This is a genomic window from Lysobacter korlensis, from assembly GCF_042434515.1.
In genome coordinates, this window is sequence record NZ_JBHLTG010000006.1 from 182782 (window position 1) to 197115 (window position 14334).

Sequence of the window (14334 nt, forward strand, 5' to 3'; positions counted from 1 at the left end):
TGCACAGCGCTGATCCTGTGAGGTGCTACCAGGGGAGGTGGCGAGACGCTTCTGGTGTGGAACATGTAGCCGGCGCAGATCCGTTGTCCACGACGCGGCATTACGTGGCTGTCGGCGCCGACGACCGGGCATTGCGACGGAGCCACCAGAGCGGCGCCTTGGTGCGGGTGCGCCGAGGCGCATACGCCGCCACGTCGGAATGGGCGCTCCTCCGAGACGACGAGCGGTACGACCTGAGGATCGCCGCCGTGTTGGCGACCCGGCGGTCCGAGGTGGTGCTGTCGCACCACTCGGCCGCGCGGCTCTGGGGCTTGCCGCTGATCGACTGGCCTTCGGTGGTGCACATCACCGAGCCACTGGATTCCCGACGACGGAGCAAGAATGGCGTCGCTGTGCACCGGCGCGATCTCGACGCGTCGAGTGTGACCGTCCTGGGCGACGTGCGGGTGACGACGCTCATCCGGACGCTCATCGATCTCGCCTGCGATGCCGCCTTCCGGGACGCTGTGGCGGCGATCGACTGCGCGCGCTCCCGATACGGCGAGGCGCTCAGCCTGGAGGTGCTTCTCCGCGCGCTCGATTTCTTCGGTTCGCGAAACACGAGTCGGGCGCGCCGGGCAACCGAGTTCTCGACCGACCTGGCAATGTCCCCGCTCGAGTCGTTCAGCAGGGTGGTCATCGCCGAACTGGGGTTCCCCGAACCAGTTCTGCAGCACGTCGTTCGAACGCGCCGTGGGCGGCGCCTCACGGACTTCTGGTGGCCGGCCGAGCGGGTGATGGGGGAGTGCGATGGGAAGGTGAAATACGAGGATGTGCGCTTCCTCGCCGGCCGAAGTGCGGCCGACGTCGTCTGGGACGAGAAGCTGCGCGAGAACGAGCTGAGTGATGACGGCGTTCGATTCGCGCGGTGGACCTGGAGCGAGTGTGCCGAACCTTGGCGTCTTGCCACTCGCCTCCGCGCGGCCGGTCTGCGTCAGTCGCCTACCGCGCCCCGGGTGAAGGTGAACTGACGCGGGGGCTGTTTCCGTTTCGGCTGGATGTGCCCGCCGCGGCGGCAACATCGAGCCGGAACGGGAACAATAGGGCGGGGCGGGGCGGGGCGTGCGCGACACGCCCGGGTTGCAGCACATGAAGCGGTATGGCAAACTCTTCTAGTTCGACATTTCGCGCGTCTGCGCGGATCACCACCAGGCAGTGCATAGAAGCGGAACGACTTCTAGGCCGCGGGTGGCAGAACCAACACCGACTCCTTCGCACCTTGGGAAACCTGTGTGCCTCGCGGGGGTAAGCGCTTCAGCGTGTGGGTCGGCCTGAAACAAGAACAGTGGTGCGCCAGCAAGAGTGCTGTGCGGCGTCCGTGTCCCCAGGGATGCGCTACGTACCTAGAGAAAAGAGTTGTCAATGGCGGGACAGAAGATCCGCATTCGACTTAAGTCGTATGACCACGAGGTCATCGACACCTCGGCGCGGAAGATCGTCGACACCGTGACCCGTGCGGGCGCGACCGTGGTGGGCCCTGTGCCCCTGCCCACGGAGAAGAACGTGGTCGTCGTGATCCGTTCCCCCCACAAGTACAAGGACGCTCGCGAGCACTTCGAGAAGCGCACGCACAAGCGTCTCATCGACATCATCGACCCCACGCCGAAGGCGGTCGACTCGCTGATGCGCCTCGACCTGCCGGCCGACGTCAACATCGAGATCAAGCTCTAAGGAAACCCATGTCTACGCTTACGAAGACGACCAAGGGTCTGCTGGGCAAGAAGCTCGGCATGACGCAGGTGTGGGACGAGAACAACCGCCTCGTGCCGGTCACCGTGGTCGAGATCACCCCGAACGTCGTGACGCAGGTGCGCACGCCCGAGGTCGACGGCTACAGCGCCGTGCAGATCGCCTACGGCCAGATCGACCCGCGCAAGGTCAACAAGCCGGCAGCCGGCCACTTCGACAAGGCGGGCGTCACCCCGCGCCGCCACCTCACCGAGGTCCGCACCGCCGACGCCGGCGAGTACTCCGCCGGCCAGGAGCTCCCCGTCGACTCGGTGTTCGAGCCCGGCCAGCTGGTCGACGTCGTCGGCACCAGCAAGGGCAAGGGCTTCGCCGGTGTCATGAAGCGCCACAACTTCAAGGGCGTCAGCGCCTCGCACGGTGCACACCGCAACCACCGCAAGCCGGGATCGATCGGTGCGTCCTCGACGCCCAGCCGCGTCTTCAAGGGCATGCGGATGGCCGGTCGCATGGGTGGCGAGCGCGTGACCGTTCTGAACCTCAAGGTCCACTCGGTCGACGCCGAGAAGGGCCTGCTGCTGGTCAAGGGCGCCGTCCCCGGCGCGCGCGGCCGCATCGTCTTCGTCCGCAACGCCGTGAAGGGAGCGTAGCCAGATGGCCAACGCCACCACGCTCGACGTCCTCGACGCCACGGGACAGAAGACCGGCTCGGTCGACCTGCCCGCTGACCTCTTCGACGCATCGACCAACGTTCCGCTGATCCACCAGGTCGTCGTCGCCCAGCTCGCAGCCGCGCGCCAGGGCACGCACAAGACCAAGGGTCGCGGCGAGGTCTCCGGATCCGGTGTCAAGCCGTTCAAGCAGAAGGGCACCGGGCGCGCCCGCCAGGGTTCGGTCCGCATGCCGCAGCACCGCGGCGGTGGAATCGTCCACGGACCGGTGCCGCGCGACTACGCGCAGCGCACCCCCAAGAAGATGATCGCCGCAGCGCTGCTCGGCGCCCTCTCCGACCGGGTCCGCGCCGGACGGCTGCACGTCGTCGACTCCCTCGTCGTGGGCGATGCCCCGTCGACCAAGGTCGTGAACGAGCTGCTCCTCCGAATCGCCTCGAGCAAGAACGTGCTCGTCGTGCTGGAGCGGGACGACGAGCTCAGCTTCAAGAGCGTCCGCAACATCTCCACCATCCACGTGCTGCCGGCCGACCAGCTGAACGCGTACGACGTGCTGGTGAGCGACGACATCATCTTCACCCGCGCAGCATTCGACTCGTTCGTCGCCGCCAAGGCGACGAAGCAGGACGACACTGCCGTGGCGTCGACTCCTGAGAACACGGAAGAGGTGACCGCATGAGCGGCGGCCGCAACAAGGACCCGCGCGACATCATCCTCGCGCCCGTCGTGAGCGAGAAGAGCTACGCCCTGATCGACGACGGCAAGTACACCTTCACGGTGGACCCGCGCTCGAACAAGACCGAGATCAAGCTCGCCATCGAGAAGATCTTCGACGTCAAGGTGGACACGGTGAACACGCTGAACCGCACCGGCAAGACGCGCCGCACCAAGTTCGGGCTCGGCAAGCGCAAGGACACCAAGCGCGCCATCGTCACGCTCAAGTCCGGCTCCATCGACATCTTCACGGCTGTCGGCTAAGGACCAGAGGAATACATCATGGCTATTCGCAATTACAAGCCGACGACCCCGGGTCGCCGCGGTTCGTCCGTGGCGGACTTCGCGGAGATCACGCGCTCGACGCCTGAGAAGTCGCTGCTCCGCCCGCTGCCGAAGACCGGTGGACGCAACAACGCCGGCCGGATCACCACCCGCCACATCGGCGGCGGCCACAAGCGCCAGTACCGCGTCATCGACTTCCGTCGCAACGACAAGGACGGCGTCAACGCCAAGGTCGCGCACATCGAGTACGACCCGAACCGCACGGCGCGCATCGCGCTGCTGCATTTCGTGGACGGTACCAAGCGCTACATCCTCGCGCCGAACAAGCTCAGCCAGGGCGACATCGTCGAGTCGGGTGCCGGCGCGGACATCAAGCCGGGCAACAACCTGCCGCTGCGCAACATCCCGGTCGGTACCGTGATCCACGCGATCGAGCTGAAGCCCGGTGGCGGCGCCAAGATGGCCCGCTCCGCCGGCGCCTCGGTGCGTCTCGTCGCGAAGGACGGACCCTACGCGCAGCTGCGTCTGCCGTCGGGCGAGGTCCGCAACGTCGACGCCCGCTGCCGCGCAACGATCGGCGAGGTCGGCAACGCCGAGCAGTCGAACATCAACTGGGGCAAGGCCGGCCGCGCCCGCTGGAAGGGCGTGCGCCCGACCGTCCGCGGTGTGGCCATGAACCCGATCGACCACCCGCACGGTGGTGGTGAGGGCAAGACCTCCGGTGGTCGCCACCCGGTCAGCCCGTGGGGCCAGAAGGAAGGCCGCACGCGTCACCCCAACAAGGAGAGCGACAAGCTCATCGTCCGCCGCCGCAATGTCGGCAAGAAGCGTTAGTAGGAGACCAAGAGGATGCCACGCAGTCTGAAGAAGGGCCCCTTCGTCGACGAGCACCTGCTTCGCAAGGTGACGACACAGAACGAGGCCAAGACCAAGAACGTGATCAAGACCTGGTCGCGCCGCTCGATGATCGTGCCGTCGATGCTCGGCCACACGATCGCGGTGCACGACGGTCGCAAGCACATCCCGGTGTTCGTCACCGAGACCATGGTCGGTCACAAGCTCGGCGAGTTCGCGCCGACCCGCACCTTCCGCGGCCACGAGAAGGACGACAAGAAGGGTCGTCGCCGCTGACGCGGTGACGAAGAGGAGGAGAAGAAATGGTGGAGTCGATCGCACGCGTGCGACACATCCGCGTTACGCCTCAGAAGGCCCGTCGCGTCGTGGACCTCATCCGCGGCAAGCAGGCCGTCGAGGCCCTGGCCATCCTGAAGTTCGCCCCGCAGGGTGCGAGCGAGCCGGTCTACAAGCTGGTCGCCTCCGCGATCGCGAACGCCCGGGTCAAGGCGGATGCCGAGAACAGCTACCTGGATGAGCAGGACCTCTACGTGAGCCGCGCGTTCGTCGACGAGGGAACCACCCTCAAGCGATTCCAGCCGCGTGCCCAGGGACGTGCCTTCCGCATCAACAAGCGCACCAGCCACATCACGGTCGTCCTCGCCACCCCTGAGGGTGCCGATGTGGCGCCGGCCGGCCGTGCCACGAGCAAGAAGGCGAGCAAGTAATGGGCCAGAAGGTCAACCCGTACGGCTTCCGTCTCGGAATCACCACCGACCACGTGTCGCGCTGGTTCTCTGACTCCACGAAGCGCGGTCAGCGGTACAGCGACTTCGTCGCCGAGGACGTCAAGATCCGCCGCCTGCTGTCGACGAGCCTCGACCGCGCCGGTGTGGCGCGCATCGAGATCGAGCGCACCCGCGACCGCGTCCGCGTGGACATCCACACGGCCCGTCCCGGCATCGTCATCGGCCGCCGCGGCGCCGAGGCCGAGCGCATCCGCGCCGACCTCGAGAAGCTCACCGGCAAGCAGATCCAGCTGAACATCCTCGAGGTGAAGAACCCCGAGGCCGAGGCGCAGCTCGTCGCACAGGGCATCGCCGAGCAGCTGAGCGCCCGTGTGGCGTTCCGCCGCGCGATGCGCAAGGGTCTCCAGGGCGCCCAGCGCGCCGGCGCCAAGGGCGTGCGGATCCAGGTGTCCGGCCGCCTCGGCGGCGCGGAGATGAGCCGCAGCGAGTTCTACCGCGAGGGCCGCGTCCCGCTGCACACCCTGCGCGCCAACATCGACTACGGCTTCTACGAGGCCAAGACGACGTTCGGCCGCATCGGCGTGAAGGTCTGGATCTACAAGGGTGACATCACCAACAAGGAACTCGCTCGGGAGCAGGCGAACCAGAAGTCGTCGCGCCCCGAGCGACGGGATGGCGACCGCCGCCGTGGCCCTCGTGCCGAGGCGCCGGCGACCGCAGGAGCTGAGGCATAGAAATGTTGATTCCCCGTCGAGTCAAGCACCGCAAGCAGCACCACCCCAAGCGGAGTGGTCAGGCGACCGGTGGCACCCAGGTGTCGTTCGGTGAGTTCGGCATCCAGGCCCTCACCCCCGCCTATGTGACGAACCGTCAGATCGAGTCCGCTCGTATCGCGATGACCCGTCACATCAAGCGTGGCGGAAAGGTGTGGATCAACATCTACCCCGACCGCCCGCTGACCAAGAAGCCCGCCGAGACCCGCATGGGTTCCGGCAAGGGCTCGCCCGAGTGGTGGGTCGCCAACGTCAAGCCGGGTCGCGTCCTCTTCGAGGTCGCCGGTGTCAACGAGCAGCTCGCTCGTGAGGCCATGACCCGTGCCATCCACAAGCTGCCCCTGAAGGCACGCATCATCAAGCGCGAGGAGGGCGACGCGTAATGGCGATCGGATCCAAGGAGCTGCTTCCCGCCGAACTCGACACCTTCGAGGACGACCGTCTGGCGGATGCGCTGAAGAAGGCCAAGGAAGAGCTGTTCAACCTGCGCTTCCAGGCCGCAACCGGACAGCTGGAGAGCCACGGGCGTCTCCGCGCAGTCAAGCGCGACATCGCGCGCATCTACACCGTGCAGCGCGAGCGCGAGCTCGGCATCCGTGCCGTCCCGGCCCCGGTCGAGGCGCCCGCGAAGCCGGAGAAGAAGAGCCGCAAGAAGGCGGAGACCACGGCCGCTGAGCCCGTCGAAGCGGTCGAAGAGGAGAGCAAGTAATGGCTAAGGCAGACGCAGCGGCCCAGCCGCAGCAGGCCGCGGAGGGCCGCCCGTACCGCAAGGTGCGCCGCGGCTACGTGATCAGCGACAAGATGCAGAAGACCATCGTCGTCGAGGTCGAGGACCGCGTGAAGCACCCGCTCTACGGCAAGGTCATCCGCCGCACCTCCAAGGTCAAGGCGCACGACGAGCAGCAGACCGCCGGCATCGGCGACCTGGTGGTCATCGCCGAGACCCGCCCCCTCTCCGCCTCGAAGCGGTGGCGGCTCGTCGAGATTCTCGAGAAGGCCAAGTAAGCCCCCCGGCTTGCTTGAACGAAGGACACTCACATGCTTCAGCAGGAATCACGAGTCAAGGTCGCCGACAACACCGGCGCCAAGGAGCTGCTCACCATCCGCGTGCTCGGCGGCTCCGGCCGTCGCTACGCCGGCCTCGGTGACGTCATCGTCGCCACGGTCAAGGACGCGATCCCCGGCGGCAACGTCAAGAAGGGCGACGTCGTCAAGGCGGTCATCGTCCGCACGGTGAAGCAGACCCGGCGCCCGGACGGCTCGTACATCAAGTTCGACGAGAACGCCGCCGTCATCCTGAAGAACGACGGGGACCCCCGCGGCACCCGCATCTTCGGCCCGGTCGGCCGCGAGCTTCGCGACAAGAAGTTCATGAAGATCATCTCGCTCGCACCGGAGGTGCTGTAAACAATGGCGAACATCAAGAAGGGCGACCTGGTGCAGGTCGTCAGTGGCCCGACCCAGGACCGTGGCGGTGACCGCGGCAAGCAGGGTCGCGTTCTCGAGGTGCAGCGGGAGAAGAACCGCGTCATCGTCGAGGGTGTGAACTTCGTCACGAAGCACGTCCGCGTCGGCCAGACCCAGCGCGGCTCGAAGACCGGCGGCATCGAGACCCACGAGGCCCCGATCCACATCTCGAACGTGGCGCTCGTCGACCCCGACACCAAGCAGCCGGCCCGCGTCGGCTTCCGGGTGGAGACGGACGACAACGGCAAGACCACGCGCGTGCGCTACTTCAAGCCGTCGCGTCGTGCCGCCAAGCCCGCGAAGGACGACACCAAGCCCGCCAAGGCGAAGAAGGCCCCGGCGAAGAAGGACTCCGGGTCCGTCAAGGCCGCTGAGGCCGAGACCGACTCGACAGTGAAGGACGCAGAGTAATGGCTAGAACCGCGACCGCGGCGCCCACGGGCACCGCCACCGCAGCAGCGATCCAGCCGCGGCTGAAGACGAAGTACCGCACCGAGATCCTGCCGCAGCTCAAGGAGCAGTTCGGCTTCACGAACGTGCACCAGGTTCCCGGTCTCGTGAAGATCGTCGTCAACACCGGTGTCGGCGAGGCAGCTCGCGACAGCAAGGTGATCGACGGCGCCGTGCGCGACCTCACCCTGATCACCGGCCAGAAGCCGCAGGTCACCAAGGCCCGCAAGTCCATCGCGCAGTTCAAGCTGCGTGAGGGCATGCCGATCGGTGCGCACGTCACGCTGCGCGGCGACCGGGCGTGGGAGTTCCTCGACCGGCTGCTCAGCCTCGCCCTGCCCCGCATCCGCGACTTCCGCGGGCTGTCGGACTCGCAGTTCGACGGCAACGGCAACTACACGTTCGGTCTCAACGAGCAGAGCATGTTCCACGAGATCAACCAGGACCAGATCGACCGGGTCCGCGGCTTCGACATCACCGTCGTCACCACCGCGAAGAACGACGAAGAGGGTCGCGCGCTGCTGCGTGCGCTCGGCTTCCCGTTCACGTCGAACCGAACCGAAAACCAGTAACACCGATTCGGACAGGTCGGCCCCGGTGTACCGGGAGCCGAAACCGGCCGAGATAGGAACCGCACCACATGACGATGACAGATCCGGTCGCAGACCTGCTGACCAGACTGCGCAACGCGAACTCGGCGTACCACGACACCGTGTCGCTGCCGAGCTCGAAGCTCAAGACCCACATCGCCGACATCCTGAAGGCGGAGGGCTACATCGCCGACTGGAAGGTCGAGGACGCCCGCGTCGGCTCCACGCTGACCATCAGCCTGAAGTACGGCCCCAACCGCGAGCGGAGCATCGCGGGCATCAAGCGCGTCTCGAAGCCCGGCCTCCGCGTCTACGCGAAGTCCACCGAGATCCCGCACGTGCTCGGCGGTCTCGGCGTCGCCATCCTGTCCACCTCCTCCGGGCTCCTCACGGACCGCCAGGCGACCAAGAAGGGCGTGGGTGGGGAAGTCCTCGCCTACGTGTGGTGATCTGATGTCGCGTATCGGTCGTCTCCCCATCGAAATTCCGGCCGGCGTCGACGTGACCGTCGACGGTGCCGACGTGCGGGTCAAGGGCCCGAAGGGCGAGCTGTCGCTCACCGTGGCCCAGCCCATCGAGGTCCGGATCGAGGACGGCAGCGTCCTCGTCACCCGCCCCGATGACGAGCGCGCGTCGCGCTCGCTCCACGGCCTCACCCGTACCCTGATCGCCAACCAGATCCTCGGCGTCACGCAGGGCTACTCGAAGGGCCTCGAGATCGTCGGCACCGGATACCGGGTCGCCGCCAAGGGCAACGGGGTCGAGTTCGCGCTCGGCTACTCGCACCCCATCACCGTCGAGCCTCCCGCGGGCATCTCGTTCGCGGTGGAGGGCAACAACAGGCTCATCGTCTCCGGCATCGACAAGCAGGCCGTCGGCGAGGTAGCCGCGAACATCCGCAAGCTCCGCAAGCCCGAGCCCTACAAGGGCAAGGGTGTGCGGTACGCCGGCGAGGTCGTTCGCCGCAAGAGCGGAAAGAGTGGGAAGTAGTCATGGCTCTCGGAACTAGAGGAAAGAGCAAGACGGCGGCCAAGGGCCGTCGCCACGCTCGGCTGCGCAAGCGCATCGTCGGCTCCGCCGAGCGCCCGCGCCTCGTCGTCACCCGCTCCGCACGTCACGTGTTCGTTCAGATCGTCGACGACGCCAAGGGTCACACCCTGGCGTCGGCGTCGACCCTCGAGACCGACCTGCGCAGCTTCGACGGCGACAAGACCGCCAAGGCACGCCGCGTCGGTGAGCTCCTCGCGGAGCGCGCCAAGCAGGCGGGCATCGACGCCGTGGTCTTCGACCGCGGCGGCAACAAGTACGCGGGCCGCGTTGCGGCTATCGCAGATGGAGCTCGAGAAGGAGGGCTCAGCCTGTGAGCGACACCACCAACACTCAGAACACCACCCCCGTCGAGCAGAAGGACGTGGCCGTGGTCAACGAGGCGCCGGTCGAGACCGCCGCGTCGAGCGCACCGCAGACCGGTGAGCGTGAGGGCCGCCGCGGTGGCCGTGAGCGCAACCCCAACCGCGACCGCGGGTCCAGGGACGCCGACAAGAGCCAGTTCCTGGAGCGCGTCGTCACCATCAACCGTGTCTCCAAGGTCGTGAAGGGTGGTCGTCGCTTCAGCTTCACCGCCCTCGTGGTCGTCGGCGACGGCAACGGCATGGTCGGCGTCGGTTACGGCAAGGCCCGCGAGGTGCCGCTGGCGATCTCGAAGGGCGTCGAGGAGGCGAAGAAGAACTTCTTCCGCGTCCCGCGCGTGCAGCAGTCGATCCCGCACCCGGTGCAGGGTGAGGCGGCCGCCGGTGTGGTGCTCCTGCGCCCCGCCGCAGCCGGTACCGGCGTCATCGCCGGTGGCCCGGTGCGTGCCGTCCTCGAGTGCGCCGGAATCCACGACGTGCTGAGCAAGTCGCTCGGCTCGTCCAACACGATCAACATCGTCCACGCGACGGTGGAGGCGCTGAAGCAGCTCGAGGAGCCCCGCGCCGTCGCCGCGCGCCGTGGCCGCGACTTCGAGGACATCGCCCCCGACCGTCTGGTGCGGGCGGACAGCGAGGCCCGTGCGGCCCTGACTGCGAAGGCAGGTGCGTGATGGCGCAGCTTCGCGTGACCCAGATCAAGGGCAAGATCAGTGAGAAGCAGAACCAGCGGAACACGCTGCGCAGCCTCGGGCTGAAGCGCATCGGCGACGTGGTGGTCCGTGAGGACAACGCCCAGAACCGCGGATACGTCCGCACCGTCGCCCACCTGGTGAAGGTCGAGGAGATTGACTGATGGCAGAAGCGAAGAAGACTGAGGACACGGCTGCGGCCGCTCCGAAGTCGACGACGAAGAAGAAGGCCGTCGCGACCGAGGAGGTGCGTGCCGAGCGCCAGCAGGTGCTGAAGGTGCACCACCTCCGGCCGGCCGCCGGCGCCAAAAAGGCTCGCACCCGCGTCGGACGCGGTGAGGGATCGAAGGGCAAGACCGCGGGACGCGGCACCAAGGGCACGAAGGCCCGCTACTCGGTGTCCGCCGGCCTCGAGGGCGGCAACCTGAACCAGATCATGCGTGCGCCCAAGCTGCGCGGGTTCAAGAACCCGTTCCGCGTGGAGTACCAGGTCGTGAACCTCGAGAAGCTCGCCGAGCTCTACCCGGATGGTGGCAGCGTCACGATCAGTGACCTGGTCGCCAAGGGCGCCGTCCGCAAGAACGAGAAGGTCAAGGTTCTCGGCAACGGTGAGATTGCGGTTAAGCTGAACGTTGCGGTTGACAAGGTCTCCAGCTCTGCTGAGCAGAAGATCGTCGCTGCGGGCGGTTCCGTACAGTAAGACACCTTGCGCATGACGGTGGCCGCTTCGCGCGGCCACCGTCATCGCATATCTGGAGCGGACGCGCTGAGAACTGCGCCGCTCCACCCGATGCAACACCCAGGAGGACCCGTGTTCAGAGCCGTCGCGCGGATCTTCCGCACGCCCGACCTGCGCCGCAAGATCGCCTTCACCCTCGGGATCATCGCGATCTTCCGTCTCGGCTCCTTCATCCCGGCGCCATTCGTCGACTTCGGCAACGTGCAGCTGTGTCTCGCCGGCAACGCCGGCGCTTCCGGCCTCTACGAGCTGGTCAACCTCTTCAGCGGTGGTGCGCTGCTGCAGCTGTCGATCTTCGCGCTCGGCATCATGCCGTACATCACCGCGTCGATCATCACGCAGCTGCTGCGCGTCGTCATCCCGCACTTCGACACCCTCTACAAGGAGGGTCAGGCGGGTCAGGCGAAGCTCACGCAGTACACGCGCTACCTCACCATCGCGCTGGGCGTGCTGCAGTCCACCACCCTGATCACCGTGGCGCGCAGCGGCGCCCTGTTCAACAACAGCGGTGTCGCGCAGTGCTCGCAGCTGATCACCGACGACGCCTGGTACGCCATCCTGCTCATGGTCATCACCATGACAGCGGGCACCGGCCTCATCATGTGGCTCGGCGAGCTCATCACCGAGCGCGGCATCGGCAACGGCATGTCCCTGCTGATCTTCACGTCCATCGCCGCGACGTTCCCGTCCTCCCTCTGGCTGATCCAGCAGACGAACGGCTGGGAGGTGTTCTTCATGGTGATCGGCATCGGCGTGATCATCATGGGCCTCGTCGTCTTCGTCGAGCAGTCGCAACGGCGGATCCCGGTGCAGTACGCGAAGCGGATGGTCGGACGGCGCACATTCGGCGGGAACAACACCTACATCCCGATCAAGGTCAACATGGCCGGTGTCGTGCCCGTCATCTTCGCTTCGTCGCTGCTCTACCTGCCGGCGCTCGTCGCGCAGTTCAACCAGCCCGCCGACGGCGGCGTCGCCCCGGAGTGGGTGGTGTGGATCACCAACAACTTCCAGTCCGGGGACAACCCGCTCTACATGGCGGTCTACTTCCTGCTCATCGTGGGCTTCACGTACTTCTACGTCGCGATCACCTTCAACCCGGAAGAGGTCGCCGACAACATGAAGAAGTACGGCGGCTTCATCCCCGGCATCCGTGCCGGCCGGCCGACCGCCGAGTACCTCGACTACGTGCTGACGCGTGTGACGCTGCCCGGCTCGCTCTACCTCGGTCTCGTCGCACTCATCCCGCTGATCGCCCTGGCGACCGTCGGCGCCAACGCGAACTTCCCCTTCGGCGGCGCGAGCATCCTGATCATCGTCGGCGTGGGCCTCGAGACGGTGAAGCAGATCGACTCGCAGCTCCAGCAGCGGCACTACGAGGGACTGCTCCGTTGACCCGGTTGCTCATCGTCGGCCCGCCTGGCGCCGGCAAGGGCACGCAGGCGGCGCTCCTCTCCCAGCTGTTCGACGTCCCCACCATCTCGACGGGTGACATCTTCCGCGCGAACATCGCCGGGGAGACCGAGCTCGGCCTGCAGGTGAAGGCCATCGTCGACGCCGGCGACTACGTGCCCGACACGCTCACCAACGCACTGGTCACCGACCGGCTCTCCGAGGCCGACGCGGATGGCGGCTTCCTGCTGGACGGGTATCCCCGCACGGTCGATCAGGTCCGCTACCTTGAGGAGCTGCTCTCCTCCCGCGGGCACCAGCTGGACGCGGTCGTCCGCCTGGTCGCCGACACCGAGGCCGTGGTGGAGCGTCTGCGGCTGCGCGCGGTGCAGCTCGGGCGCACGGACGACACCGAGGAGGCGATCCGCCACCGGCAGGATGTCTACCGCCGGGAGACCGAGCCGCTGCTCGCCGTGTTCCGCGAGAAGGGCCTGCTCATCGAGGTCGACGGCCTCGGCCCCATCGACGAGGTGTCCGGCCGCATCCTCGAGCAGCTTGCTGCCCGGGGAATCACCGCTCCGAACCCGTCCGCTGCCAGCGGATCGGGAGTATAGGGCCAACTTGGCGATTCCTCGCCGAATGACCTAAGCTAGACCCTTGGTGTTTCACACCGTCATTTCGGCATGGCCGGTTCCCATGATCGTCTCGATCCGAACCGCGTGAGCTGAAGCACCAATCCACCGCAGGACCTGCGATCCACACTGCAAGCGACGAAGAGGCGAATGGCCAAGAAAGACGGCGTAATCGAACTCGAGGGCTCTGTCCTCGAGGCGCTGCCCAACGCGATGTTCCGCGTTGAGCTGACGAACGGGCACAAGGTGCTCGCCCACATCTCCGGCAAGATGCGGCAGAACTACATCCGCATCCTCCCCGAGGATCGGGTCGTCGTCGAGCTGAGCCCCTACGACCTCACCCGAGGCCGGATCGTCTACCGCTACAAGTAAGGATCGCCGGAAAGTAACGGCCGCCCGGCACCTCGGGCGGTACGAGGACGGCGAAAGAGAAGAACAATGAAGGTCAACCCCAGCGTCAAGCGCATCTGCGACAAGTGCAAGGTCATCCGTCGCAACGGACGCGTCATGGTCATCTGCGAGAACCCGCGCCACAAGCAGCGCCAGGGCTAGTCGCAATCCCCGGTCGCTTCGACAGGCTCAGGGACCCAGCAACGCATAACTCAATAGAAATCAAGGCAGCACCAACGCGTTCCCGATGGCCGAGACGGCCATCGGCGCTGGGGTCGCGGCGAAGGCCAGAAATGGCCTTCGCTCCCAGCTCCACCGCGCACCTCGGGATGAAGGCCCGGGCACCGGCGCTGTCTCACACCTTCACTCATCAACTGGAGAAGCCAAAATGGCACGTCTCGCCGGCGTAGACATCCCGCGCGACAAGCGCGTCGAGGTCGCACTGACGTACATCTACGGAGTCGGTCGCACCCGCGCTCTGAGCACCCTGAAGGACACCGGGATCAGCGGGGAGACCCGCGTCAAGGACCTGACCGACGAGCAGCTCGTCGCACTCCGCGATCACATCGAGGGCAATTTCAAGGTGGAGGGTGACCTTCGCCGTGAGGTCGCTGCCGACATCCGCCGCAAGGTCGAGATCGGCAGCTACGAGGGCATCCGCCACCGCCGCGGCCTGCCCGTGCGCGGCCAGCGCACCAAGACCAACGCTCGCACCCGCAAGGGCCCGAAGCGCACCGTCGCCGGCAAGAAGAAGGCCGGCCGCAAGTAACCGCCTGCCCCCGCCGGGTCGGCGGAGGGCGCCAAGATGTCGGCAGCCGCCTCGCG

26 protein-coding genes are annotated in these 14334 nt (G+C 66.8%); all 26 read left to right on the forward strand.

From position 1 onward, the window contains the following. Positions 1 to 56: 56 nt before the first annotated feature. Positions 57 to 1010 carry a type IV toxin-antitoxin system AbiEi family antitoxin domain-containing protein gene (locus ACFFGH_RS23110; protein WP_386672747.1) on the forward strand — a complete coding sequence of 318 codons (954 nt, stop codon included), beginning with the start codon at positions 57 to 59 and terminating at the stop codon, positions 1008 to 1010. 391 nt (positions 1011 to 1401) lie between these two features. Further along, positions 1402 to 1710: a 30S ribosomal protein S10 gene (gene rpsJ / locus ACFFGH_RS23115; protein ID WP_386672748.1), complete on the forward strand. Its 309-nt coding sequence runs from the start codon at positions 1402 to 1404 to the stop codon at positions 1708 to 1710. A gap of 8 nt (positions 1711 to 1718) precedes the next feature. Next, a complete protein-coding gene (gene rplC / locus ACFFGH_RS23120; protein WP_386672750.1) occupies positions 1719 to 2375 on the forward strand; it encodes a 50S ribosomal protein L3 in 657 nt (218 codons plus the stop codon). Positions 2376 to 2379: 4 nt separating this feature from the next. Beyond that, complete coding sequence (gene rplD / locus ACFFGH_RS23125; protein ID WP_386672751.1) at positions 2380 to 3075, forward strand: 50S ribosomal protein L4; 696 nt, start codon at positions 2380 to 2382, stop codon at positions 3073 to 3075. After that, positions 3072 to 3374 carry a 50S ribosomal protein L23 gene (gene rplW, locus ACFFGH_RS23130; protein WP_386672753.1) on the forward strand — a complete coding sequence of 101 codons (303 nt, stop codon included), beginning with the start codon at positions 3072 to 3074 and terminating at the stop codon, positions 3372 to 3374. The genes rplD and rplW overlap by 4 nt, the downstream gene beginning before the upstream one ends. A gap of 18 nt (positions 3375 to 3392) precedes the next feature. Next, positions 3393 to 4229: a 50S ribosomal protein L2 gene (rplB, locus tag ACFFGH_RS23135; protein ID WP_386672755.1), complete on the forward strand. Its 837-nt coding sequence runs from the start codon at positions 3393 to 3395 to the stop codon at positions 4227 to 4229. 15 nt (positions 4230 to 4244) lie between these two features. Then, positions 4245 to 4526 (forward strand): 30S ribosomal protein S19, encoded by a 282-nt coding sequence (gene rpsS, locus ACFFGH_RS23140; protein ID WP_386672757.1) that lies wholly within the window; start codon positions 4245 to 4247, stop codon positions 4524 to 4526. Positions 4527 to 4555: 29 nt separating this feature from the next. Further along, complete coding sequence (rplV, locus tag ACFFGH_RS23145; RefSeq protein ID WP_446686174.1) at positions 4556 to 4957, forward strand: 50S ribosomal protein L22; 402 nt, start codon at positions 4556 to 4558, stop codon at positions 4955 to 4957. After that, positions 4957 to 5712: a 30S ribosomal protein S3 gene (gene rpsC, locus ACFFGH_RS23150; RefSeq protein WP_386672761.1), complete on the forward strand. Its 756-nt coding sequence runs from the start codon at positions 4957 to 4959 to the stop codon at positions 5710 to 5712. Before rplV ends, rpsC begins: the two co-directional genes overlap by 1 nt. A gap of 2 nt (positions 5713 to 5714) precedes the next feature. Then, positions 5715 to 6134, forward strand: a complete 420-nt coding sequence (gene rplP / locus ACFFGH_RS23155) for a 50S ribosomal protein L16 (protein ID WP_386672763.1) — start codon at positions 5715 to 5717, stop codon at positions 6132 to 6134. After that, the gene (gene rpmC, locus ACFFGH_RS23160; protein WP_446686168.1) at positions 6134 to 6460 is read left to right on the forward strand and encodes a 50S ribosomal protein L29; all 327 of its coding nucleotides are present in this window, start codon (positions 6134 to 6136) and stop codon (positions 6458 to 6460) included. The genes rplP and rpmC overlap by 1 nt, the downstream gene beginning before the upstream one ends. Beyond that, positions 6460 to 6756 carry a 30S ribosomal protein S17 gene (rpsQ, locus tag ACFFGH_RS23165; protein ID WP_386672764.1) on the forward strand — a complete coding sequence of 99 codons (297 nt, stop codon included), beginning with the start codon at positions 6460 to 6462 and terminating at the stop codon, positions 6754 to 6756. The genes rpmC and rpsQ overlap by 1 nt, the downstream gene beginning before the upstream one ends. A 33-nt stretch (positions 6757 to 6789) precedes the next feature. Then, positions 6790 to 7158 carry a 50S ribosomal protein L14 gene (gene rplN, locus ACFFGH_RS23170; protein ID WP_386672766.1) on the forward strand — a complete coding sequence of 123 codons (369 nt, stop codon included), beginning with the start codon at positions 6790 to 6792 and terminating at the stop codon, positions 7156 to 7158. Positions 7159 to 7161: 3 nt separating this feature from the next. Continuing rightward, on the forward strand, positions 7162 to 7629 hold the full coding sequence (gene rplX, locus ACFFGH_RS23175) for a 50S ribosomal protein L24 (RefSeq protein ID WP_446686169.1): 468 nt from the start codon (positions 7162 to 7164) through the stop codon (positions 7627 to 7629). Continuing rightward, entirely contained in the window at positions 7629 to 8240 is a 612-nt protein-coding gene (gene rplE, locus ACFFGH_RS23180; RefSeq protein WP_386672768.1) for a 50S ribosomal protein L5, read from the forward strand. Before rplX ends, rplE begins: the two co-directional genes overlap by 1 nt. A gap of 68 nt (positions 8241 to 8308) precedes the next feature. After that, a complete protein-coding gene (gene rpsH, locus ACFFGH_RS23185) occupies positions 8309 to 8707 on the forward strand; it encodes a 30S ribosomal protein S8 (RefSeq protein WP_386672769.1) in 399 nt (132 codons plus the stop codon). 4 nt (positions 8708 to 8711) lie between these two features. Beyond that, a complete protein-coding gene (gene rplF, locus ACFFGH_RS23190; RefSeq protein ID WP_386672771.1) occupies positions 8712 to 9248 on the forward strand; it encodes a 50S ribosomal protein L6 in 537 nt (178 codons plus the stop codon). A gap of 2 nt (positions 9249 to 9250) precedes the next feature. Next, positions 9251 to 9622, forward strand: a complete 372-nt coding sequence (rplR, locus tag ACFFGH_RS23195; RefSeq protein ID WP_386672773.1) for a 50S ribosomal protein L18 — start codon at positions 9251 to 9253, stop codon at positions 9620 to 9622. A gap of 53 nt (positions 9623 to 9675) precedes the next feature. Beyond that, the gene (gene rpsE / locus ACFFGH_RS23200; RefSeq protein ID WP_446686175.1) at positions 9676 to 10338 is read left to right on the forward strand and encodes a 30S ribosomal protein S5; all 663 of its coding nucleotides are present in this window, start codon (positions 9676 to 9678) and stop codon (positions 10336 to 10338) included. Then, complete coding sequence (gene rpmD / locus ACFFGH_RS23205; RefSeq protein ID WP_386672775.1) at positions 10338 to 10520, forward strand: 50S ribosomal protein L30; 183 nt, start codon at positions 10338 to 10340, stop codon at positions 10518 to 10520. Before rpsE ends, rpmD begins: the two co-directional genes overlap by 1 nt. Further along, positions 10520 to 11056 carry a 50S ribosomal protein L15 gene (gene rplO / locus ACFFGH_RS23210; protein ID WP_386672777.1) on the forward strand — a complete coding sequence of 179 codons (537 nt, stop codon included), beginning with the start codon at positions 10520 to 10522 and terminating at the stop codon, positions 11054 to 11056. The genes rpmD and rplO overlap by 1 nt, the downstream gene beginning before the upstream one ends. Positions 11057 to 11167: 111 nt before the next feature. Then, positions 11168 to 12490: a preprotein translocase subunit SecY gene (gene secY, locus ACFFGH_RS23215; protein ID WP_386672779.1), complete on the forward strand. Its 1323-nt coding sequence runs from the start codon at positions 11168 to 11170 to the stop codon at positions 12488 to 12490. Further along, positions 12487 to 13101, forward strand: coding sequence for an adenylate kinase (locus ACFFGH_RS23220; RefSeq protein ID WP_386672781.1), 615 nt, complete (start codon positions 12487 to 12489; stop codon positions 13099 to 13101). Before secY ends, ACFFGH_RS23220 begins: the two co-directional genes overlap by 4 nt. 168 nt (positions 13102 to 13269) lie before the next feature. After that, positions 13270 to 13491 carry a translation initiation factor IF-1 gene (infA, locus tag ACFFGH_RS23225; protein ID WP_191283558.1) on the forward strand — a complete coding sequence of 74 codons (222 nt, stop codon included), beginning with the start codon at positions 13270 to 13272 and terminating at the stop codon, positions 13489 to 13491. Positions 13492 to 13557: 66 nt separating this feature from the next. After that, positions 13558 to 13671: a 50S ribosomal protein L36 gene (rpmJ, locus tag ACFFGH_RS23230; protein ID WP_018191946.1), complete on the forward strand. Its 114-nt coding sequence runs from the start codon at positions 13558 to 13560 to the stop codon at positions 13669 to 13671. A gap of 226 nt (positions 13672 to 13897) precedes the next feature. Further along, positions 13898 to 14278, forward strand: coding sequence for a 30S ribosomal protein S13 (gene rpsM, locus ACFFGH_RS23235; protein ID WP_386672784.1), 381 nt, complete (start codon positions 13898 to 13900; stop codon positions 14276 to 14278). Positions 14279 to 14334: the final 56 nt, after the last annotated feature.

What these genes read in the sequence shown, in the direction of transcription:
- rpsJ (WP_386672748.1), top strand. Translation starts at nt 1,402, where the DNA reads ATGGCGGGACAGAAGATCCGCATTCGACTTAAGTCGTATGACCACGAG.
- rplC (WP_386672750.1), top strand. Translation starts at nt 1,719, where the DNA reads ATGTCTACGCTTACGAAGACGACCAAGGGTCTGCTGGGCAAGAAGCTC.
- rplD (WP_386672751.1), top strand. Translation starts at nt 2,380, where the DNA reads ATGGCCAACGCCACCACGCTCGACGTCCTCGACGCCACGGGACAGAAG.
- rplW (WP_386672753.1), top strand. Translation starts at nt 3,072, where the DNA reads ATGAGCGGCGGCCGCAACAAGGACCCGCGCGACATCATCCTCGCGCCC.
- rplB (WP_386672755.1), top strand. Translation starts at nt 3,393, where the DNA reads ATGGCTATTCGCAATTACAAGCCGACGACCCCGGGTCGCCGCGGTTCG.
- rpsS (WP_386672757.1), top strand. Translation starts at nt 4,245, where the DNA reads ATGCCACGCAGTCTGAAGAAGGGCCCCTTCGTCGACGAGCACCTGCTT.
- rpsC (WP_386672761.1), top strand. Translation starts at nt 4,957, where the DNA reads ATGGGCCAGAAGGTCAACCCGTACGGCTTCCGTCTCGGAATCACCACC.
- rplP (WP_386672763.1), top strand. Translation starts at nt 5,715, where the DNA reads ATGTTGATTCCCCGTCGAGTCAAGCACCGCAAGCAGCACCACCCCAAG.
- rpmC (WP_446686168.1), top strand. Translation starts at nt 6,134, where the DNA reads ATGGCGATCGGATCCAAGGAGCTGCTTCCCGCCGAACTCGACACCTTC.
- rpsQ (WP_386672764.1), top strand. Translation starts at nt 6,460, where the DNA reads ATGGCTAAGGCAGACGCAGCGGCCCAGCCGCAGCAGGCCGCGGAGGGC.
- rplN (WP_386672766.1), top strand. Translation starts at nt 6,790, where the DNA reads ATGCTTCAGCAGGAATCACGAGTCAAGGTCGCCGACAACACCGGCGCC.
- rplX (WP_446686169.1), top strand. Translation starts at nt 7,162, where the DNA reads ATGGCGAACATCAAGAAGGGCGACCTGGTGCAGGTCGTCAGTGGCCCG.
- rplE (WP_386672768.1), top strand. Translation starts at nt 7,629, where the DNA reads ATGGCTAGAACCGCGACCGCGGCGCCCACGGGCACCGCCACCGCAGCA.
- rpsH (WP_386672769.1), top strand. Translation starts at nt 8,309, where the DNA reads ATGACGATGACAGATCCGGTCGCAGACCTGCTGACCAGACTGCGCAAC.
- rplF (WP_386672771.1), top strand. Translation starts at nt 8,712, where the DNA reads ATGTCGCGTATCGGTCGTCTCCCCATCGAAATTCCGGCCGGCGTCGAC.
- rplR (WP_386672773.1), top strand. Translation starts at nt 9,251, where the DNA reads ATGGCTCTCGGAACTAGAGGAAAGAGCAAGACGGCGGCCAAGGGCCGT.
- rpmD (WP_386672775.1), top strand. Translation starts at nt 10,338, where the DNA reads ATGGCGCAGCTTCGCGTGACCCAGATCAAGGGCAAGATCAGTGAGAAG.
- rplO (WP_386672777.1), top strand. Translation starts at nt 10,520, where the DNA reads ATGGCAGAAGCGAAGAAGACTGAGGACACGGCTGCGGCCGCTCCGAAG.
- infA (WP_191283558.1), top strand. Translation starts at nt 13,270, where the DNA reads ATGGCCAAGAAAGACGGCGTAATCGAACTCGAGGGCTCTGTCCTCGAG.
- rpmJ (WP_018191946.1), top strand. Translation starts at nt 13,558, where the DNA reads ATGAAGGTCAACCCCAGCGTCAAGCGCATCTGCGACAAGTGCAAGGTC.
- rpsM (WP_386672784.1), top strand. Translation starts at nt 13,898, where the DNA reads ATGGCACGTCTCGCCGGCGTAGACATCCCGCGCGACAAGCGCGTCGAG.